This is a genomic window from Acidovorax radicis N35 (assembly GCF_000204195.1).
In the GTDB taxonomy this organism is placed as follows: Bacteria; Pseudomonadota; Gammaproteobacteria; order Burkholderiales; family Burkholderiaceae_C; genus Acidovorax; species Acidovorax radicis.
Window position 1 is genome coordinate 20,273 of sequence record NZ_AFBG01000015.1, and the last position, 19,485, is coordinate 39,757.

24 protein-coding genes are annotated in these 19,485 nt (G+C 65.8%); 13 read left to right on the forward strand and 11 right to left on the reverse strand.

Features of this window, described 5'->3' with window-relative positions; genetic code table 11:
• The first annotated feature begins 68 nt into the window (after positions 1–68).
• The 4 genes from ARADN35_RS0104205 (at position 69) to ARADN35_RS0104220 (ending at position 2,564) form a co-directional block, all read left to right on the forward strand.
• Entirely contained in the window at positions 69–716 is a 648-nt protein-coding gene (locus ARADN35_RS0104205) for a trimeric intracellular cation channel family protein (RefSeq protein ID WP_010459355.1), read from the forward strand.
• 117 nt (positions 717–833) lie between these two features.
• Entirely contained in the window at positions 834–1,538 is a 705-nt protein-coding gene (locus ARADN35_RS0104210) for a transglutaminase-like domain-containing protein (RefSeq protein ID WP_010459357.1), read from the forward strand.
• A complete protein-coding gene (locus ARADN35_RS0104215) occupies positions 1,535–2,011 on the forward strand; it encodes a PaaI family thioesterase (RefSeq protein WP_010459358.1) in 477 nt (158 codons plus the stop codon). The genes ARADN35_RS0104210 and ARADN35_RS0104215 overlap by 4 nt, the downstream gene beginning before the upstream one ends.
• Positions 2,012–2,159: 148 nt before the next feature.
• Positions 2,160–2,564, forward strand: coding sequence for a hypothetical protein (locus ARADN35_RS0104220; protein ID WP_010459361.1), 405 nt, complete (start codon positions 2,160–2,162; stop codon positions 2,562–2,564).
• 39 nt (positions 2,565–2,603) lie between these two features.
• Here the strand turns inward: ARADN35_RS0104220 and ARADN35_RS0104225 are convergent, their stop codons facing one another.
• The gene (locus ARADN35_RS0104225; RefSeq protein WP_010459364.1) at positions 2,604–3,521 is read right to left on the reverse strand and encodes a LysR family transcriptional regulator; all 918 of its coding nucleotides are present in this window, start codon (positions 3,519–3,521) and stop codon (positions 2,604–2,606) included.
• A 130-nt stretch (positions 3,522–3,651) separates the two neighbouring features.
• Between ARADN35_RS0104225 and ARADN35_RS0104230 the strand changes: the two genes are divergently transcribed.
• The gene (locus ARADN35_RS0104230; protein ID WP_010459365.1) at positions 3,652–4,257 is read left to right on the forward strand and encodes a short chain dehydrogenase; all 606 of its coding nucleotides are present in this window, start codon (positions 3,652–3,654) and stop codon (positions 4,255–4,257) included.
• Between the two features lie 112 nt (positions 4,258–4,369).
• Here the strand turns inward: ARADN35_RS0104230 and ARADN35_RS0104235 are convergent, their stop codons facing one another.
• Positions 4,370–5,872 carry an aminotransferase-like domain-containing protein gene (locus tag ARADN35_RS0104235; protein WP_010459368.1) on the reverse strand — a complete coding sequence of 501 codons (1,503 nt, stop codon included), beginning with the start codon at positions 5,870–5,872 and terminating at the stop codon, positions 4,370–4,372.
• A gap of 66 nt (positions 5,873–5,938) precedes the next feature.
• Here ARADN35_RS0104235 and ARADN35_RS25860 point away from each other — a divergent pair, with 66 nt between their 5' ends.
• The gene (locus ARADN35_RS25860; RefSeq protein ID WP_010459370.1) at positions 5,939–7,291 is read left to right on the forward strand and encodes a benzoate/H(+) symporter BenE family transporter; all 1,353 of its coding nucleotides are present in this window, start codon (positions 5,939–5,941) and stop codon (positions 7,289–7,291) included.
• A gap of 49 nt (positions 7,292–7,340) precedes the next feature.
• Here ARADN35_RS25860 and ARADN35_RS0104245 read toward each other — a convergent pair whose 3' ends face one another.
• Positions 7,341–7,745, reverse strand: coding sequence for a VOC family protein (locus ARADN35_RS0104245; RefSeq protein WP_010459372.1), 405 nt, complete (start codon positions 7,743–7,745; stop codon positions 7,341–7,343).
• A gap of 80 nt (positions 7,746–7,825) precedes the next feature.
• On the reverse strand, positions 7,826–8,242 hold the full coding sequence (locus ARADN35_RS0104250) for a hypothetical protein (RefSeq protein WP_010459374.1): 417 nt from the start codon (positions 8,240–8,242) through the stop codon (positions 7,826–7,828).
• Between the two features lie 47 nt (positions 8,243–8,289).
• Between ARADN35_RS0104250 and ARADN35_RS0104255 the strand changes: the two genes are divergently transcribed.
• Positions 8,290–8,991, forward strand: a complete 702-nt coding sequence (locus ARADN35_RS0104255) for a TetR/AcrR family transcriptional regulator (protein ID WP_244265844.1) — start codon at positions 8,290–8,292, stop codon at positions 8,989–8,991.
• A gap of 49 nt (positions 8,992–9,040) precedes the next feature.
• On the opposite strand, the gene ARADN35_RS0104260 is transcribed toward ARADN35_RS0104255, so the two are convergent.
• From ARADN35_RS0104260 to ARADN35_RS0104280, 5 genes are all read right to left on the reverse strand, one after another.
• The gene (locus ARADN35_RS0104260; protein ID WP_010459378.1) at positions 9,041–10,054 is read right to left on the reverse strand and encodes a Bug family tripartite tricarboxylate transporter substrate binding protein; all 1,014 of its coding nucleotides are present in this window, start codon (positions 10,052–10,054) and stop codon (positions 9,041–9,043) included.
• Positions 10,055–10,200: 146 nt separating this feature from the next.
• Complete coding sequence (locus ARADN35_RS0104265; RefSeq protein WP_029413241.1) at positions 10,201–10,929, reverse strand: SDR family NAD(P)-dependent oxidoreductase; 729 nt, start codon at positions 10,927–10,929, stop codon at positions 10,201–10,203.
• A 20-nt stretch (positions 10,930–10,949) separates the two neighbouring features.
• Entirely contained in the window at positions 10,950–12,161 is a 1,212-nt protein-coding gene (gene pcaF, locus ARADN35_RS0104270; RefSeq protein ID WP_010459382.1) for a 3-oxoadipyl-CoA thiolase, read from the reverse strand.
• A gap of 146 nt (positions 12,162–12,307) precedes the next feature.
• Positions 12,308–12,961 (reverse strand): 3-oxoacid CoA-transferase subunit B, encoded by a 654-nt coding sequence (locus ARADN35_RS0104275; protein ID WP_010459384.1) that lies wholly within the window; start codon positions 12,959–12,961, stop codon positions 12,308–12,310.
• 29 nt (positions 12,962–12,990) lie between these two features.
• Positions 12,991–13,692 carry a 3-oxoacid CoA-transferase subunit A gene (locus ARADN35_RS0104280; protein ID WP_010459386.1) on the reverse strand — a complete coding sequence of 234 codons (702 nt, stop codon included), beginning with the start codon at positions 13,690–13,692 and terminating at the stop codon, positions 12,991–12,993.
• A gap of 90 nt (positions 13,693–13,782) precedes the next feature.
• Between ARADN35_RS0104280 and ARADN35_RS0104285 the strand changes: the two genes are divergently transcribed.
• Positions 13,783–14,583, forward strand: a complete 801-nt coding sequence (locus ARADN35_RS0104285) for an IclR family transcriptional regulator domain-containing protein (protein ID WP_010459389.1) — start codon at positions 13,783–13,785, stop codon at positions 14,581–14,583.
• 217 nt (positions 14,584–14,800) lie between these two features.
• Here the strand turns inward: ARADN35_RS0104285 and ARADN35_RS0104290 are convergent, their stop codons facing one another.
• Positions 14,801–15,022 (reverse strand): hypothetical protein, encoded by a 222-nt coding sequence (locus ARADN35_RS0104290; protein ID WP_029413244.1) that lies wholly within the window; start codon positions 15,020–15,022, stop codon positions 14,801–14,803.
• A 200-nt stretch (positions 15,023–15,222) separates the two neighbouring features.
• On the opposite strand from ARADN35_RS0104290, the gene ARADN35_RS0104295 reads away from it, so the two are divergent.
• Positions 15,223–15,657: a DUF1841 family protein gene (locus ARADN35_RS0104295; RefSeq protein ID WP_010459392.1), complete on the forward strand. Its 435-nt coding sequence runs from the start codon at positions 15,223–15,225 to the stop codon at positions 15,655–15,657.
• Positions 15,658–15,751: 94 nt separating this feature from the next.
• Here ARADN35_RS0104295 and ARADN35_RS0104300 read toward each other — a convergent pair whose 3' ends face one another.
• Complete coding sequence (locus ARADN35_RS0104300) at positions 15,752–16,414, reverse strand: c-type cytochrome (RefSeq protein ID WP_010459393.1); 663 nt, start codon at positions 16,412–16,414, stop codon at positions 15,752–15,754.
• A gap of 106 nt (positions 16,415–16,520) precedes the next feature.
• Between ARADN35_RS0104300 and ARADN35_RS0104305 the strand changes: the two genes are divergently transcribed.
• Genes ARADN35_RS0104305 through ARADN35_RS0104320 form a run of 4 tightly spaced genes read left to right on the forward strand, consistent with a single transcriptional unit; the run spans position 16,521 to position 19,446 of the window.
• Positions 16,521–17,375, forward strand: coding sequence for an AAA family ATPase (locus tag ARADN35_RS0104305; protein ID WP_010459395.1), 855 nt, complete (start codon positions 16,521–16,523; stop codon positions 17,373–17,375).
• The gene (locus tag ARADN35_RS0104310; protein WP_010459397.1) at positions 17,376–17,621 is read left to right on the forward strand and encodes a hypothetical protein; all 246 of its coding nucleotides are present in this window, start codon (positions 17,376–17,378) and stop codon (positions 17,619–17,621) included.
• Between the two features lie 16 nt (positions 17,622–17,637).
• Positions 17,638–18,240, forward strand: coding sequence for a GNAT family N-acetyltransferase (locus ARADN35_RS0104315; RefSeq protein ID WP_010459400.1), 603 nt, complete (start codon positions 17,638–17,640; stop codon positions 18,238–18,240).
• A gap of 18 nt (positions 18,241–18,258) precedes the next feature.
• Complete coding sequence (locus ARADN35_RS0104320) at positions 18,259–19,446, forward strand: vWA domain-containing protein (RefSeq protein WP_010459402.1); 1,188 nt, start codon at positions 18,259–18,261, stop codon at positions 19,444–19,446.
• Positions 19,447–19,485: the final 39 nt, after the last annotated feature.

Here is a 19,485-nt window from a genome sequence, read left to right on the forward strand (position 1 = left end):
TTTTTATAGCATCGCAGTCATGCGCTGAATGCTGAGTGCCCGCCCGGCGCCACGGCACAATCGCGGCCATGGACCAGTTGCTGCTCGACGCCCCCTGGGTGCACACCCTGCGCTTCTTTCTGGAAGTGGCCGCCACCATCGCGTTTGCACTCTCGGGGGTGATCGCCGCGGCACGCAAGCGGCTCGACGCCGTGGGCGTGTGTGTGGTGGCCTTCGTGTCAGCCTTTGGCGGCGGCACGCTGCGCGACCTGCTGCTGGACCAGCGGCCCTTCTTCTGGATCCGCCACACCGGTTTTGTCTGGGGCATCCTGGCCCTGTGTGTGGGTGCGATGCTGTTCATGCGCCAGCGGCACTTTCAGCCCACCGAGCGCGCCATGTTGCTGCCCGACGCGATTGGCCTCGGCCTGTTCGCAGCGGTGGGCGTGGACATCGCCACCGCCATCGGCATGCCGCCGATCATCAGCGTGATGATGGGGGTGACCACCGGCGTCTTTGGCGGCGTGCTGCGCGACGTGCTGTGCAACGAAGTGCCTCAGGCCTTCAGCGACCACCGCCCCTACGCGCTGTGCGCCTTTGCAGGCGGCTGGGCCGATGTGGCGCTGCGCCAGATGCAGGCGCCCGACTGGGCTCCGCTCGTGGCCTGCGTGCTGCTCACGGCCGGGCTGCGCGGGCTGGCGCTGTGGCGCAACTGGGAGCTGCCGGCCTGGCGGGTATGACCCACAAAACCCATGGACAGCGGCCGGCGCGCGCTATCCGGCACACTGCCCATGGCACCACCGTGACAGCCCTGCACTGCGTGGGCCTGCACACTGGCCGCAAGGAGCCTTCCCACCATGACCCAGGACCACCCCACGCCCGCACACTTGCGCGCCACCACGATCATCGACAGTGATGCGCCCGTCATCCAGACCTTCGCGGCCGAACACGCACGCGGCGCCACCGACCGCGAACGCGCCGTCGCGCTCTACCTGGCCGTGCGCGACGGCTTTCGCTACGACCCGTACCGCATCGACCTCTCGCCCGCAGGGATGACGGCCAGCACTGTGCTGGGCAATGGCTACGGCTGGTGTGTGCCCAAGGCCGCGCTGCTCACCGCCGCATGCCGCGCAGCGGGAATACCCGCCCGCATGGGCTTTGCCGACGTGCGCAACCACCTCTCCACCGAGCGCATGCGCGAGACCATGAAGACCGACCTCTTCATCTGGCACGGCTACACCGACATCTGGCTCGATGGCCAGTGGCGCAAGGCCACGCCGGCCTTCAACATCGAGCTGTGCGACCGCTTCGGGCTGCTGCCGCTGGAGTTCGATGGCGAGAACGATTCGATCTACCACCCGTTCGACAAGTCCGGCCAGCGCCACATGGAGTACGTGCACCAGCGCGGCGCCTTCGACGACATGCCGCTGGCGCAGATCGTGGCGGACTTCCAGGCGGTGTACGGCGGCTGGCTCGACAGCGCCAGTGGTGGCAGCGGCACGACCAGCGCACTGCACGGGGCAAGCTTTGAGAGCGACGTGGAGCAGGAGGCCGCGCGATGACGCACGCCCCTGCGCACAGCGCCTCGGACAGCACGCCCCCCGCCGCCAGAGGCCCCGAAATCCCCGAAGGCTTTGTGATGCTGGCCATGGGCGGACCCTTCATCCAAAATAACGGCCCGCTGTACGTGCGGCGTGAGGGCACCGTGGTGCAGTTTGGTTTTCGCGTGGAGCAACGCCACGTGAACACCATGGGCAACCTGCACGGCGGCATGATGGCCACGTTCTGCGACATGCTGCTGCCCCTGTCGGTGCACAGCAAGAGCACGGCCGTGGCGGACCGGTTTCTGCCCACCATCAGCCTGCAGGTTGACTACCTGGCCCCCGCCCGGCTGGGCATGTGGGTGCAGGGCGAGGCCGAGCCACTGCGCATCACACGCTCGCTGGTGTTTGCGCAGGGCCTGGTTACTGCGGACGGCGAGCCCTGCGCGCGGGTGAGCGGGGTATTCAAGATCGGGCCCGTGGGGCCGGCTTAGAGCGGCGAACGAAACTCTTCTGGCGTTGTTGCCGCGTCTTGTCGTATTACTCGTACTGCCTGCGACGCAGCGCCTAGCCAGAACCGCTTCGCTGAGTTTGGTTAGCTGCTCTCAGCGACACCAGCACCCTTAACACACAAGGACCTCCATGACGCCCACGGCCCCCGACCTGCGCACCGAAGTGCAGCACTTCTTCGATGACTTCGTTGCCGCGTTCAGCGCCTTCAGCGGCCCGCGCATCGCCGAGCGCTATGGCGCGCCCTATGTGGCCGTGGATGCACGGGGCGCGTGGCAGCGCTTCCACACGGGCGGCGAAACAGGGGACTACTTCCAGCAGGTGGTCATGCAATACCACGGCCAGGGCTGCCGCAGTTGCCGCTTTTGCGACCTGGAGGTGCAGGCCCTTGGCCCCAGCGGCGCGCTGGCCACCGTGACCTGGGAGCTGCTGCGCGAGGACGCCAGCGTGCTCAGCACCTGGCGTGAGTCGTACACACTGGTGCGCGGCGAGGACGGGCGCCTTGCCGTGGCCGCATCGGTAGACCACGCCGGGTAACAGGTGCGCGTAGCGGGCCCCCCTCAGGCCTGGTGCGCGCTATGCCTGCGGCGCAGCGCCCTTGGCATCGCCCGCAATCCCCAGCACCCCCACCACATGCTCCACAAACCTCGCCAGCTTTGGCAGCTGCCGCCGGTCTGGCGCATAAACCAGGTGCACGGCGCGCGCCACGGGCAGGCAGGGTTGCATCACCGGCACCAGGGCGCCGCTGGCGAGGTCGTCGGCCAGTAGCACCTCGGGCTGCATGATCAGCCCCAGCCCGCGCAGCGCGGCCTGGCGCAGGCCGTCGCCCTGGTTGCAGGTCAGGCGGGCATGCTCAGGCCAGAAGAATTCCTCGTTGCCGTCGCGCAGCGTCCATTCCACACGGCGCTGCCACACCGAGTGGCTCAGGCACTGGTGGCGGGCCAGATCGGCCGCGCGCTCGGGCGTGCCGTGGCGCCGTAGGTAGGCCGGCGCGGCGGCAATCACCATGCGGTAGGGGCGCAGCGGGCGGGCCACCAGACCCTCGTCAGACACTTTGCCGATGCGCACCGCCACGTCAAAGCCCTCGCCCGCCAGGTCCACCACGCTGTCGGTGAGCTGCAGGTCCACGCGCACCTGTTCGTGGCGCTGCAGAAAGTCGGCCACCAGCGGCGCGATGACGTGGTTGCCCAGCGTGAACGGCGCGCTCACACGCAGCAGGCCCTGCGGCACAGCGCGGCTGCGCTCCACGGCGGATTCGGCCCAGCGCACCTGCTCGAGCACGCGCTTGCTGTCTTCATAGAACGCAGCGCCCACCTCGGTCAGGCTGTTCTGGCGCGTGCTGCGCTGGAAAAGCCGCGCACCCAGGTGGCCCTCGAGCTGCTGGATGTGTTTGCCCACCATCACGGCGGAGATGCCCAGCTGGCGCGCGGCGGCGGCAAAACTGCCGGCCTCGACCACGGCGGCCATGACCTCCATGTTGCGGAGCTTGTCCATGGCGATTCCTAATCAATGGTTAGTACAAGAAGAACTTCAATGTACTTTATGCATTGATTGATTCACAAAAGAATCGGGGCTGTCGATTGTTGCTCTTCTTCAACCCTTCTTTCACTTCAAGGAAATCACCATGTCCAAGATTCTTATCATCGGCGCCAGCGGCACCATCGGCCAGGCCGTGCAAGCCAACCTGGGCGCACGCCACGACGTGATCACCGTGGGCAGGAGCAGCGGCACGCACCGCGCAGACCTGTCTCAGCCCGCGTCGCTGGCTGCGCTGTTTGCCGCGGTGGGCCGGGTGGACGCCATCGTCAACACCGCCGGCAACCTGCACTTTGGGCCCCTCACCGAGATGACGGCCGAGCAGTTCAACCTGGGTTTGCAGGACAAGCTGCTGGGCCAGGTGCAACTGGCGCTGCTGGGCCACAAATACCTGAACGATGGCGGCTCCATCACGCTGATCAGTGGGGTGCTCTCCATCGAGCCCATCCGCAACGGCGCCAACGCCACGGCGGTGAATGCCGCCATTGAAGGCTTCGTGGCCGCCGCTGCCATCGAGCTGCCGCGCGGGCTGCGCATCAACGCCGTGAGCCCCACCATCCTGACGGAGTCGGTGGGGGTGTATGGGCCGTTCTTCCCCGGGTTCGAGCCCGTGCCCGCTGAACGCGCAGCCCGTGCCTACCAGCGCAGCGTGGAGGGCGGACAGACGGGGCAGGTGTACCGCGTGAATGCCTGATGGCACCATCGCACAGTGCTATATTTTTAGTAGCAATAAAGCATTACCAATCAAGCGCTAGCGGCCATTTTTATCCAAAATTCGGCAACACCCAGGGCCAGCGCCTTCCTCTCTAACCCGAGGGGAGGCTCCCGGCAAGGTGCCCCAGCTGGCGCACCGCCTGCTCCAGCTCACGCGTCCAGGGGCGGGCGATGTTCAGGCGCAGGTAGCTCGCGTATTTGGCGGTGGTCGAGAACAGCGCTCCGGGCGTGAAGGCAATGCCCTGCGCCACGGCCGGCCGCAGCAGCGCGAGCGAATCCACGGGCTCGGGCAGTTCCAGCCACAGCCACCATCCACCCGCCGGGCTGTGCACCCGCGTGCCAGCCGGGAAATGCTTGCGCACCGCCTCGGTCGCGCGCGGCGTGGTCTGGGCCAGCCGCTCTCGCAGGCGGCGCAGGTGCGGCTGCAGCGCGCCGCTGCGCAGAAACTCGGCCATCACCGCCTGCTCCAGCCATGGGGCCGCGAGCGAGGTACTCAGCTTGAGCGACTCCATGCGCGCATGCCAACGCCCGCCCGACGTCCAACCCAGGCGAAACGCAGGCGCCAGGCTCTTGCTGCTGCTACCGCAATAGATCACGCGGCCGTGGCGGTCCCAGGCTTTCACAGGCTGAGGCCGGTGTGGCGTGTGCGAGAGATCGCCGAACACATCGTCCTCGATCAGCGCCAGGTCGTGCTGCTCCACCAGGCGCAGCAGGCGGCGCTTGTTGCGGTCGGGCATCACGTGGCCCAGCGGGTTCTGGAAGTTGGGCATGGCGACCACGGCGCGCACGCCACTCTGGTGCTCCAGCGCGTACTCCAGGGCTTCCAGGCTCATGCCCTCGCCCGGCGTGCAGGGCAGCTCGATGGCGCGCAAGCCCAGGTTGCCCAGCATCTGCAGCAAGCCAAAGTACACCGGCGACTCCACCACCACCGCATCACCCGGCCGGGCCACAGCACGCAGCGCGACGTTGAGGGCCTCGGTGCTGCCATTGGTCACCAGCAGTTCTTCGGGCTGCAGGTCCAGGCCGTAGGTCGCCATCCAACCCACCAGCTCGGTGCGCAGCGCGGGCAGGCCGCTGCCGGTGGGGTAGGTGCCCAGCATCTCGGGCTGGCTGCGCAGCAGGCGCTGGGCGATGCGGGCCAGCGCCTCGGTGGGGTACCACACGGGCGCGGCGTTGGCCAGGTGCAGCCCCCACTGCAGGGGCTGTTGGGTGGTCAGCGAATACAGCTGGGTCATGCGGTGCTCCAGCGACACCAGGCGGTCAAACTCGACCGGCGGCGGGGTGGAGTGCGCGCGGGCCGGTGTGCTGCGTCCGCCCTGCATGTCAGCGCCAGTCTCATCCCGGGGCAGCGCGCGTTGGGCGGTGGGCTCTGCGACATACATGCCGGACTTGTGCCGCGCCTGCACGGCGCCCAGGGCCTCCAGGTGGCGGTAGCAGCGCACCACGGTGGCCACGCTCACGCCCTGCGCCGCGGCCAGCGCACGCACCGAAGGCAGGCGCTCGCCCGGCGCATAGCGTTGCTGGGCAATGTCGCGGCGCACCAGCTGTGCAAGCTGCAGGTAACTGTGCTGCAGTACAGATGAAGATTCAGCCATCTGTACAGCATAAACCGTGGGCGCACTGTGCCTGCCCGGCGGGTGGCCTGCGGGCACCATGGCCCCATGACAACGCAGCACCACCCCACCCACCCATCGCCGGTATTGGCGACCGCCTCGACCCAGGTTGCGGGCACCACACCCACCCCCACGGCCTCCGCAATACGCAACCCCGCAACCGGCACCCGCTGGACGGCCACAGCCCACGACCTTTTCCCCGCCGTGGTGGCGGGGCTGGTGGCCGTGCTGATCTCGTATGCCGGCCCCCTGCTGCTGGTGCTGCAGGCCGCGCAAGCCGGGCACCTGACGGCGGCGCAGGTCACCTCGTGGGTATGGGCCATCTCCATCGGCGCCGGGGCGTGCGGCCTGTGGATGAGCTGGCGCCAGCGCGTGCCCGTGGTCTGCGCGTGGAACACGCCCGGCGCGGCACTGCTGGCCAGCGCGCTGGTGGCCCTGCCCTACAGCCAGGTGATTGGCGCCTATCTGGTGGCCGCGGCGGCATTGCTGCTGATCGGGTGGACCGGCGTCTTCGACCGGCTGATGGCGCGCATCCCGCGCAGCCTGTGCGCCGCCATGCTGGCGGGCATCCTGCTGCGTTTTGGCGTGGACGCCTTTGGCGCCGCCCGCAGCACGGTGGAGGGCGCGCCTTGGCTGGTGGGCGCCATGTTTGCGGGCTACCTGCTCTTCAAGCAGCGCTCAGCCCGCTATGCGATTGCCCTCACCTTGCTGCTCGGGGTGGCCCTGTGGCAATGGCTGGGCTGGGGGCAGGTTGCGGCACAGCCCGCCGCCAGCGCCCTGGGCACATCGCCCTCCGCCTGGGGGCTGGCGTTGCCGGTGTGGACCACGCCCGAATTTTCATGGACGGCCATCCTGAGCACCGCGTTGCCCCTGGCAGTGCTGTGCCTTACCGGCCAGCAGGTGCCCGGCGTGGCCGTGCTGCGCGCATCAGGCTACACCGCCCACAACAACCAGCTCATCGCGGGCACCGGCCTGGCCAGCCTGCTGCTGGCGCCGTTCGGTGCCCACGGCATCAACCTCGCGGCGATCACGGCCGCCATCTGCACCGGCGAAGAAGCCCACCCGCTGCCCGAAAAGCGCTGGGTGGCCGGCGTGGCCTGCGGTGCGTTCTATCTGCTGCTGGGCAGCTTTGCAGGCGCCATCACCTACGCCTTTGCACAGCTGCCCGCCGCGCTGGTGAGCACCGTGGCCGGCTTGGCACTGCTGGGCGCCATCCAGAACGGACTGATCGGTGCCCTGGCCGAGCCCAGCGAGCGCGAAGCCGCACTCGTCACCTTTGTGGTCACCGCCTCCAACGTGAGCCTGCTGGGCCTGGGCTCGGCCTGCTGGGGGCTGGCGTTGGGGCTGCTGACCTGGTGGGTGCTCAAACCCTGCACCGCCGCTGTGCCCGCCAGGGCATAGGGGGTTGCCGGCCCGTGTACTGCGGCGCGGGGGATGGAGCGACAGGCTCTCAACCATCTCCCTTTGCGCAGTTCAGCATCCACTGAACGCCAAACCGATCGGTCAATTTGCCGTAGTAGTCGCCCCAAGCCTGGATGCCCAAGGGGGTTGTGACGGTCCCGCCAACCCCCAGGGCCTGAAAGAGCTTGTTCGTGGCATCCCGGTTGTCCATTGCCAGCAAGTGCGCAGAGCCCCGCATGGGCTCGGCGTCATCGTTGTCCGAGGCATAGAAGAGAAGGCCGGGGCCCTGAAACTTGGCGTGCATGACCTTGCCGCGCAGGGCCTCATTCTTGACGGGCATGCCGTCGACACCGTAGCGCAGCACCTCCACGACGTGGCCAAGACCACATCGCGCATAGAAATCCAGAGCTTCGTCGCAGGTTGTGGTGAAGAACAGATAGTTCGAGAGTTGCATGGTCGTATCCCTGAAACGCGGAGCGAGGTTGCGACACTGTCGGCCCCGCTCCGCAAATTGGCTTGGCAGCCCCGGCGCTATCAGGCCGCGGCAACCCCTGCACCGAGCTGCGCGTTGGTCAGAGCCATCCCGGCAATGCCCCAGGCCCCATCCACGGCGTGCACCACGTTGACCCAGATACGTTCCCTGGGATGCTGCGCGAGCGACAGCTCATGAATGATGTCCGTGGCCTCCTCGACGTAGCCGACTTGCACCTCGCGGCTGGCGAAGGCGAATGAAGGGACCTTCCATTCGACGAAAACAACGGAGGCCTCCTGGGACCCGGAATACGTGTGCTCCTTCGGCACAAGGTGGATCGACCCCACGATATTGCGTTTCATCGCTTCGTTGCCCGCCAGCCCATGCCACTTGAGCATGGCATCGGACAGTCGGCTGAAGGCGACTTTTTCCTGGCCTTCGGGCAGGACGCCTTTGGTGAGGGTGAGAGTGAGTGGCATGGGTGGTTCCAGGTCAAGACAACGGCGTTGAACTCATGCCCTGCCGTGTGCAGGACATTTCAAGTAACGATCGTTATCTAATAATACATAACGATCGTTCTTTGAACAACTACAATCGTCTGCATCACACGCCAGAGGAGTTCCACGTGGTTTCAAGGTCCGAGCAAAAGGTGCTGACGCGCCAACGCATCCTGGAAGCCGCGGGGCGCGGGTTTCGCAAGGGAGGATTCGGCGGGGTCGGGGTGGATGGCCTGGCGAAGGAAGCGGGACTGACTTCGGGCGCTTTCTATGTTCATTTCGACTCCAAAGCCCACGCGTTTCGCGAATCGGTGGCGCAAGGCATGGCCGAATTGAAAGGCGGCGTGCAGTACTACCAGGCGGAGCATGGGCGCGCCTGGTGGCCTGAATTCGTGCGCTTCTACCTTCGTGCCAAGCGCACCTGCGACCTGTCGGAAAGCTGCACGCTGCAAACCATGCCACCGGAAGTCGCGCGGGCGGACGAGGCCTCCCGCGCCAGCTTTGAAGTGGCCTTGCGCGATGTGGCGCAGGCAATCATCGATGGCCCCGCCTCACCCGGCGCGCCGCGGGAGCTGGGTGCCGCCTGCGCCGCCCTGTCTTCGCTGGTGGGCGCCGTCACGCTTGCGCGGGCGGTGGGGAGTGAAGCCTTCGCGGACCAGATCGCGGCGGTGGCGGAACAGGCATTGCTCGGCGCGGCGGCCGGCCACAAGGGCCCTGGCAAAGCCCGCTGAATCCGGGGCCGGAAGGTCCGTGGCGGCGGGGCCCGGCCCCGCCACAAGATCAGTCCAGGCTAGCGCCAGACTCCTTGACGACCTTGCCCCATTTCACCGACTCGGACTGGATAAAGGCGGCGAACTGCTCGGGCGTCTCGCTATACGTTTCGGCGCCCTGCTCGTTGATCTTCTTTTTCACCTCAGCCTGGTTCAGCACCTTGACCAGCGCGGTGTTCAGCTTGGCCAGCACCGGTGCGGGCGTGCCCGTGGGCGCGAACATGCCGAACCACGACGTGGCCTCATACCCGGGCACGCCGGCTTCGGCGATGGTGGGCACGTTGGGCAGCTCGGGCGAACGCTTGGCCGTGGTCACGGCAATGGGGACCAGCTTGCCGCTGCGCACGTGCTGGATGGCCGAGGGCATGTTGTCGAACATGATGCCGATCTGGTTGCCCAGCAGGTCGGTCACAGCCGGTGCGCTGCCCTTGTAAGGCACGTGCACCATGTCCACCTTGGCCAGGCTCTTGAACAGCTCGCCCGACAGGTGGATGGAGCTGCCGTTGCCCGAGGAGCCGAAGTTGACCTTGCCCGGGTTGGCCTTGGCGTAGGCGATCAGCTCCTTCACGCTCTTGTAGGGCTGTGCGGGGTTGGCCACCAGCAGGTTGGGCACATTGGCCACACGCGAGAGCGGCGCGAAGTCCTTGATGGGATCGAACGGCATCTTCTTGTACAGGCTGGCGTTGATGGCGTGGGTGCCCACCGTGCCCATGAACAGGGCGTAGCCATCTGCCGAGGCCTTGGCCGCCAGCGCGCCACCGATGTTGCCGCCCGCACCGGCGCGGTTGTCCACGATGACCGACTGGCCGAGTTCGGTGGTCAGCGCCTGGCCGATGATGCGGGCCAGGATGTCGGTGGTGCCGCCTGCGGCAAAGGGCACGACGATGGTGACGGGCTTGGTGGGATAGGCCTGGGCCATTGCTGCGCTGCTGCCCAGCAGGCCAGCACCGGCGATGGCGGCGACGCCCGCGCAGGCAGCGGCCGACAGTGCGAAGCGACGGGTGGTGTGGATGGAACGGGTCATGGTTTGTCTCCTTCAGGAAGGTGGATGGAAATGGGTCTCACGAGCGCGGAATCCGCCGCGCCGTGGCCTCAACCGGGCGCCGAGGCCTCCGGGCGAGAACAGGGGTGCGCCCCTTTCAGGGCTGCAGTAAAAATGCGTTCAGGTGGCTAGACAGGTGCCACGCCGAGCGTCGTACCACCGCACACGTACAAAACCTGCCCGGTCACGAAACCGTTGTCGGGCGAGAGGAAGAACAGCGCCGCGCGCGCCACGTCGTCGGGCGTGCCCATGCGGCCCACGGCAATGCTGTTCAGGATGCGCTGCGTTTGCGACGCACCGTCGGGGTTGCTCTGGCGGAACAGCTCGGTGGCAATCGGCCCGGGGCCGATGGCGTTGACGGTGATGCCGTCACGCCCCAGCTCCATGGCCAGCGTGCGTGTCATGCCGATCATTCCGGCCTTGGTGGCCGAATACACGATGCGGTCGGCCTTGCCCAGTGCGGCGCGCGACGACATGTTGACGATGCGGCCCTGACCGCTGGCGCGCAGCGAGGGCAGAAAAGCCTGCACCAGCAGCATGGGCGCGCGCAGATGCAGGCCCACCACGTCGTCCAGGTGCGCCGTGGTGGCGGTGTCGATGGTGCCGGGGCGTGTGGCGCCGGCGTTGTTCACCAGCGCCGTGACGTTGTGCTTTGCGGCGATCTCCGCCGCGCGATCGCGGGTTGAGGCCTCGTCGGTCAGGTCGCCCTGGTAGGACGTGAGTTGCGGGTGGCTCCAGCTGGGCAGCACGTAGTCCAGGTTGACCACGGCGCGGCCCTGGGCCAGCACGGCCTCGGCGATGGCGCGGCCGATGCCGTTGCTCGCACCGGTGATGACGGTGACGGCGGTGGCAGAAATGCTCTTGGAATCTGCCACGGTCACACACGCTCCAGGATGATGGCGATGCCCTGCCCCACGCCGATGCACATGGTGCACAGCGCATAGTGGCCGGCATGTTCGTGCAGGCGGTTCACAGCGGTGGTCACCAGGCGCGCGCCGCTGGCACCCAGCGGGTGGCCCAGCGCAATGGCGCCACCCCAGGCGTTCACACGTGCGTCGTCGTCCTTGATGCCGAGGGCGCGCAGCACCGCCAGGCCCTGCGCGGCAAAGGCTTCGTTGAGCTCGATCACGTCCAGGTGGTCGATGGTCAGGCCTGTCTGCGCCAGCACCTTTTGCGTGGCGGGCGTGGGGCCAAAGCCCATGATGCGCGGCGCCACACCGGCCACCGCCATGCCCACCACGCGGGCGCGGGGCTTGAGGCCGTACTTGGCGGCATGGGCTTCGTCGGCCAGCAACAGCGCGCAGGCGCCGTCGTTCACGCCGCTGGCGTTGCCCGCGGTCACCGTGCCGTCGGGCCGCACCACGCCCTTGAGCTTGGCCAGCGCTTCCAGGCTGGTCTCGCGCGGGTGTTCGTCCTGGCTGACGATGATGGCGTCGCTCTTCTTTTGCGGGATGTGCACCGGCACGATCTCGCGCGCCAGGTGGCCGGCCTTGATCGCCGCCACGGCATTGAGCTGACTGGCCAGGGCCATGCGGTCCTGTGCTTCGCGCTCGATGCCGAAGTCGGTGGCCACGTTCTCGGCAGTTTCGGGCATGGAGTCGACGCCGTACTTTTCCTTCATCAGCTTGTTGATGAAGCGCCAGCCGATGGTGGTGTCGTACACCGCGTTGTTGCGGCTGAAGGCCGACTCGGCCTTGGGCATGACGAAGGGCGCGCGGCTCATGCTCTCCACGCCGCCCGCGATCATCAGGCCCGCCTCGCCCGCCTTGATGGCGCGCGCTGCGGTGCCCACGGCATCGAGCCCCGAGCCGCACAGGCGGTTGATGGTGGCGCCGGGCACGTCGATGGGCAAGCCCGCCAGCAGGCTGCTCATGTGGGCCACGTTGCGGTTGTCTTCACCGGCCTGGTTGGCGCAGCCGTAGAGCACGTCGGTCACGGCCGCCCAGTCCACGCCGGGGTTGCGGTCCATCAGCGCCTTGATGGGGATGGCGCCCAGGTCGTCGGTGCGCACGCTGGAGAGCGCGCCGCCGTAGCGGCCGAAGGGGGTGCGGATGGCGTCGCAGATGAAGGCTTGGCGTTGTGGGCTCATGGTGTTGTCTCCTCGTTTCTATGGACTCAGTGGAAATGCCCCCAGACCGTCCGGCCTGAGCTTGTCGAAGGGCCGCGCTGACAGCGCCCTGGCTTCGACAGGCTCAGCCCGAACGGGTGGGGTGTGGTGATGACGAAATGACGCATTCAAACGGCGGCTGCACGGATGGGCAGACCCACCAGTTGTTCCAGCTCAGGCAACTGCAGGCCGGGCACGGTGTCGATGAGCTGCAGCCCCGTGGGCGTGCAGGCCAGTGTGCACAGATCGGTGTAGATGCGCTTCACGCAGGCGACACCGGTGAGCGGGTAGGTGCATTGCGTCACGATCTTGCTGGCACCCTGCTTGGTGAGCAGGTCCATCATCACCCAGGTCTGCTTGGCGCCGATGGCCAGGTCCATGGCGCCGCCCACGGCAGGGATGGCGCCGGGCTCGCCCGTGCTCCAGTTGGCCAGGTCGCCCGTGGCGCTGACCTGGAAGGCACCCAGCACGCAGATGTCGAGGTGCCCGCCGCGCATCATCGCGAAGCTGTCCGCGTGGTGAAAATACGCACCGCCGGGCAGCAGCGTCACCGGCTGCTTGCCAGCGTTGATGAGGTCGTAGTCCTCCAGCCCCGCAGCTGGCGCCGGGCCCATGCCCAGGATGCCGTTCTCGCTTTGCAGGATGACCTCACGGCCCGCGGGAATGTGGTTGGCCACCAGGGTGGGCTGGCCGATGCCCAGGTTGACGTAGGCGCCGTCGTGGATGTCCTGCGCCACGCGCTTCGCCAGTACTTCTTTACTACGCTTTTGATAGCTGCTCACGCTGGTTCCTTGTGCGGTAGGGGCCGATTTCATGCCGACTTCCTGAAGCCGCCGGCCTGTGTGGCGGTGCGGTCGATCTTCACGACATGGGTCACGTAGATGCCGGGCGTGACGATGGCTTCCGGGTCCAGCGCGCCCAGTTCGACCACCTCGTGCACGGTGGCGATCGTGGTCTTGGCGGCCGTGGCCATCACCGGGCCGAAGTTGCGCGCCGACATGCGGTAGGTCAGGTTGCCCCAGCGGTCGCCCTGCTCGGCCTTGATCAGCGCCACGTCGCCGTGGATGGGAAATTCGAGCACGTAGTGCTTGCCATTGATCTCGCGCGTTTCCTTGCCGGCCGCCAGCTCGGTGCCGTGGGCCGTGGGGCAGAAAAAGGCGCCGATGCCCGCACCCGCAGCGCGCAGGCGCTCGGCCAGGTTGCCCTGGGGCACGAGTTCGAGTTCGAGCTTGCCGCTGCGGTACAGGTCGTCGAACACATAGCTGTCGACCTGGCGCGGAAAGCTGCAGATGATCTTGCGCACCTGGCCGGCCTTGAGCAGCGCGGCCAGGCCCTGGTCGGCATTGCCGGCGTTGTTGTTGACCACCGTGAGGTCGCGCGCGCCCTGGGCGATCAGGCCGTCGATCAGCTCGCCCGGAATGCCTGCCGTGCCAAACCCGCCTATCAACACCGTGGCACCATCCTTCACCCCTGCAAGGGCCTGGGCCACCGACTCCGCCAGTTTGTTGATCATCGAACTGCTTTCATGACGTGCTTGACTCCAGATAGAATTTGTTCGTTTATAGAACAAATGTTCGCATAAAGAATTATAGTTGGCATACGTATGAATTTCCAAACCCCTGAAGCCAAAGACCCCAAACCCAGCGACAGCTATGTGCAGTCGTTCGCCCGCGGGCTGGAGGTGATCCGATCGTTCAGCGCCGCCCGGCCGCAGCAGACATTGAGCGAAGTGGCCGCGCAGACCGGCCTGACCCGCGCGGGCGCGCGCCGCATCCTGCTCACGCTGCAGACGCTGGGTTACGTAGAGACGGACGGCAAGCTCTTTCGGCTGAGCCCGCGCATTCTGGATTTGGGATTTGCTTACCTCTCATCGCTGCCCATCTGGAACCTGGCCGAGCCGGTGATGGAAGACCTGGTGGAGGAGGTGCGCGAGTCGTCATCGGCCGCCGTGCTCGACGGCCTGGACATCGTCTATGTGCTGCGCGTGCCCACGCACAAGATCATGCGCACCACGCTGGGCGTGGGCTCGCGCCTGCCCGCGTGCTGGACCTCGATGGGCCGCATGCTGTTGGCGGGCCTGCCGGATGACGAGTTGCAGGCCCGGCTGCGGGGCCACCCCATGGACCGTTTTACCGAGCACACCACCACGGATGGGGACACTCTGCTCGCCCACATCCGCCTGGCGCGGCAGCAGGGTTGGTGCCTGGTGAATCAGGAGCTGGAAGAGGGTTTGATATCGATTGCCGCGCCGCTGACCAACCGCACGGGGCAGACGGTGGCGGCGCTCAACATCAGCGGGCAGGCCAACCGCACGAGTGCGGCGGTGATGCAGGAGAGCTTGTTGCCTGCGCTGCTGCGCGCGGCCAAAACCATCTCACGGATGATGGGCGCGCCAAGAGGTTGAGGTGTGTAGGAAAGACCGCTACCGGCAGGAGCCAGCGGTCACCCACCGCCACGACCGGCCAGTGTTCACGCTCCGCCTCGCGTTTTGCGTGTTTGAGGGCCTAAGCGCCGACTTGAATAGAGCAAGAACCGGAGCGGCAACACCATCCACTTGCCACGATGGTTGCTCCAGATGGCGGAGGAGGCGCCTGCCATCGGGCAGAAGGCAGGTGCGTTCATCAATTTTTGCGAAACCCCAGCACCAGAACCACGCCGCCAAGTACCATGGCCCCCAGGCTCATCCACTGCGGGATGTTCACGGACTCTTTTTCCTTCACCGTCAGCTCCAACGGGCCCAGTTTGGCTTGGGTCGTGTCCTTGGTAAAACTGAAGCCACCGGTCAAAAACCCGGCCAAGCCCAGCACCAACAACAGCACACCCACGATTCGCATTGCATTCATGACAGTTCTCCCAAGGCCGGGTTTTGATGACTGTGGCAAAGCGGACCCGGCTCCATGTCTTTGCGCAAGGCCAATGTAGGGGCATCCGCATGGCGCCAACGTAGGACGCCGCCCCGGCCAGATGTAGCAAGCGGTCGCGATCCGCACCCCACCACCCTGTGCACTCTGGGCCCTTCACCCGCGTGCTACCCTCACGCCCCATGTTCAGCCCCTCCCAAGCCGACGTGCGCCGATTTCTGTGCGGTGTGCATGCCAAGACCCAGAGCGGCGCCCCCATGGAAGCCATCGAAACGCTGGCCAGCCTGTGGATTGCCGAGCACCCCGAATACCACGCCGACCTGTCCGACGCCGACGCTGCCGTGGCCCGCAACTACGACGAGACGCCGGGGCAGACCAACCCGTTCCTGCACCTGTCCATGCACCTGTCGATCAGCGAACAGTGCAGCATTGACCAGCCCCGCGGCATCCGCCAGGCGGTGGAACTGCTGACAGCGCGGCTCGATTCGCTGCACGACGCCCACCATGCGGCCATGGACTGCCTGGGCGAAATGCTGTGGGAGAGCCAGCGCGCAGGCCGCCCGCCCGATGGCGACGCCTACATCGCCTGCGTGCAGCGGCGCGCCACACGGGATTGATGCCGCCCCAACAGCTGGCGCGCACCCAAAATAAAAAGCCCGCTTGCGCGGGCTTTTTACTTGGAGTCCTTGCGGACTCTGCAAAGATGAACGATCAACGGAAGCGCGATTGCGGCACCACGTGCAGATCGCCGTCAAGGCCGCTGATGTAGCCCGACAGCGCTTTCAGCTCGGCATTGGTGAACTGCTTGGCCACGCCGCCCATGATGGCGTTGCCACGGCCCACGTTGGCGTTCTTCTCGACCTTGTAGGCCTTGAGGGCCACGAAGAGATAGTCGGCGTGCTGGCCAGCGATCTTGGGGTACGAAGGATCAATGGGCTTGGCAAAGTTGTCGCCGTGGCAAGACACGCAGGCACCCTTCTTGAGCAGCTCTGCCACCTGCACACTGGGTTCACGCGATGGCTTGGCGGGCAGCTCGGCACCGGTCTTGCCATGCTGTTCGTAGTAGGCCGACACATCGGCGATGTCTTTTTCAGAGAGCGAGTCGGCGATGCCACGCATCGTGGGGTGCTTGCGCTCACCCTTCTGGTAGGCCACGAGCGCAGCGGAGATGTACTTGGCGCTCTGGCCCGAGATCATGGGCACCTTGTGGATCTCAGGAAAGCTGGCCTGGTAGCCAACAATGCCGTGGCATCCAATACACATGGCAATCTTTTGTTTGCCGGCTTCCACGTCGCCTTTGGCTTCCTGGGCATGGGACAAGGCGGTCACGGAAGCGACAGCCAGGGCAAATAGCGTGGTCAGCGTTTTGTTCATTTTGCGCGCACAATCTCGTGGAAGTTCAGCTCTGGGCTCTGATCAACCGCCGATTATAGCCAGCGCCTGTCAAGCCCCATTCATCAACGATCCGGTGATTTCCCTCATGAAATTCCAAGGTTCCCAGAACTACGTCGCCACCCAAGACCTGATGCTTGCCGTGAACGCGGCCATCACCCTGCAACGCCCGCTGCTCATCAAGGGAGAACCCGGCACCGGCAAGACCATGCTGGCCGAGGAAGTGGCGCAGGCGCTGGACATGCCGCTCCTGCAGTGGCACATCAAGTCCACCACAAAGGCGCAGCAGGGCCTGTATGAATATGACGCCGTAAGTCGCTTGCGGGACAGCCAGCTCAATGACGGCGACAGCGCCGGGCGCGTGAAGGACATCCGCAACTACATCATCCAGGGTGTGTTGTGGCAGGCCTTCACGGCCGACCGCCCGGTCGCCCTGCTGATCGACGAGATCGACAAGGCCGACATCGAGTTTCCGAACGACCTGCTGCGAGAAATCGACCGCATGGAGTTCTACTGCTACGAAACGCGCGAACTCATCAAGGCCAAGCACCGCCCGCTGGTGTTCATCACGTCGAACAACGAGAAGGAGTTGCCTGACGCGTTCCTGCGCCGCTGCTTCTTTCACTTCATCAAGTTCCCCGAAGCCGACACGATGCGCCAGATCGTCAACGTGCACTTCCCCACGCTCAAGAGTGAGTTGCTGGGCGTGGCGATGAAGACGTTTTATGACGTGCGCAACCTGCCCGGCCTGAAGAAGAAGCCATCGACCAGCGAACTGCTCGACTGGCTCAAGCTGCTGGTGGCAGAGGACATTCCGCTCACGGCCCTGCAAAGCGCCGACAACAAGGTGGCCGTGCCGCCGCTGGTGGGCGCACTGCTCAAGAACGAGCAAGACGTGAGCCTGTTTGAAAAGCTGGTGTTCATGAACCAGAGGAACCGCTGAGTGAGCGACGGCAACAACGATACCCGCCAACTGCTGGTCAACGGCTTTGCGGATGCCGTGGGCTTTGTGGGTGGTGCGCTGCTGGGCTTCTGGCTGGGCACGTTGCTCGGGTTCGACGTCTTCGCGCCTGGCTACGGCACCGGCAGCCTGATCGGTATCGCCATGGTGGGCATCGGCGGTGGCCTGGGCCTGCACGCTGCGCGGCGCTGGCAGGCCAGCCGGCAGAGTAAACCCTCCAAGGATTGACGAAGAGAAAAGACCCATGGCCTTTGTAGAACCAGTCACCCTGCGCGACCGGGGCATCCGCCTGGAGCCCCTGGCGCTGTCCCATGAACACGGCTTGGCGGCCGCTGCGGCCGACGGCGAGCTGTGGAAACTGCGCATCACCTCGGTGCCCGAACCCCAGGACACCCGCGCGTACATCGAGACAGCCCTCAAGATGCGCGAAGACGGTAACCGCTTCGCCTTCGCCGTGGTCGAGGACGCCACTGGCAAGGTACTGGGCTCCACAAGCTACCACGACATTCTGCCCGCCGTGAAACGCGTGGAGATTGGCTACACCTGGTACTGCACAAGCGTGCAGCGCACCCATGTGAACACCACCTGCAAGCTGATGATGATGGGCCACGCCTTCGATACGCTGAGCTGCCACGTGGTGGGCTGGCGCACCGACAACTACAACTTTGCATCGCAGAAGGCCATTGAGCGCCTGGGCGCCCGGAAGGACGGAGTGATCCGCGGCCACGCGCTGCGCCGCGACGGCACCATCCGCGACACAGTGATGTACAGCATGCGCTCGGGCGAATGGCCGGAGGCCAAGGCACAACTGCTATATCTTTTAGAGCGCCACGCGCTTACTGAATAAGCGCTGGAGGCCAAAAACATGCTCATCGACTTCTTCTACACCCTGCGCACGGCCAAGCTGCCCGTGTCCGTGAAGGAATACCTCACCCTGCTCGAAGCCCTGCAGGCGGGTGTGGTGGGCCCCAAGTCGGATGACGCGTGGAGCCTGGACGACTTCTACAACCTCTCGCGCCTTACGCTGGTCAAGGACGAGAAGCACTACGACAAGTTCGACCGGGCCTTCGGCGCCTACTTCAAGGGCGTGGAAATGGTGGCCGACTTCACCAAGGAGATTCCGGCCGACTGGCTGCGCAAGATCCTGGAGAACGAACTCACGCCCGAGCAGAAAGCCGCCATCGAGAAGATGGGCTGGGACGAGCTCATGGAGACGCTGAAAAAGCGCCTCGAAGAGCAAAAGGAACGCCACGAGGGCGGCAGCAAGTGGATCGGCACCGGCGGCACCAGCCCGTTCGGCCACGGTGGCTACAACCCGCAGGGTGTGCGCATCGGCGGCGCCGGCAAGAATAAGAGCGCCGTGAAGGTGTGGGAGCAGCGCGCCTACAAGGACTACGACGACCAGCAGGAGCTGGGCACACGCAACATCAAGGTGGCGCTGCGCCGCCTGCGCAAGTTCGCACGCGAAGGGCACGAGCTGGAGCTGGACCTGCCCGACACCATCCGCAGCACGGCGGCCAATGCGGGCTACCTGGACATCAAGATGGTGCCCGAGCGCCACAACAACGTGAAGGTGCTGCTGCTGATGGACGTGGGCGGCACGATGGATGAGCACATCCAGCGCGTGGAAGAACTTTTCAGCGCCGTGAAGACGGAGTTCAAGCACCTGGAGTTCTATTACTTCCACAACTGCGTGTACGACTTCATGTGGAAGAACAACCGCCGCCGATTTGCCGAGAAGTTTCCGACCTGGGACATCATCCGCAAGTACAACAAGGACTACAAGCTGATCTTCGTGGGCGACGCGACCATGAGCCCGTATGAGATCCTGCAGCCCGGCGGCAGCGTGGAATACAACAACGAGGAGCCGGGCGCCGAGTGGATCCAGCGCCTCACGCATGCCTTCCCCAAGTTTGCGTGGATCAACCCCGAGCCCCAAGGCGTGTGGCAGTACCGCCAGAGCATCAGCATCATCCAGCAGCTGGTGGGCAACCGCATGTACCCGCTGTCGCTCAAGGGGCTGGAAGAAACCATGCGACTGCTGTCGAAGTAGGCGGGATGGGGCACCAGCGCTTGGTAGCCCATCGCGCGG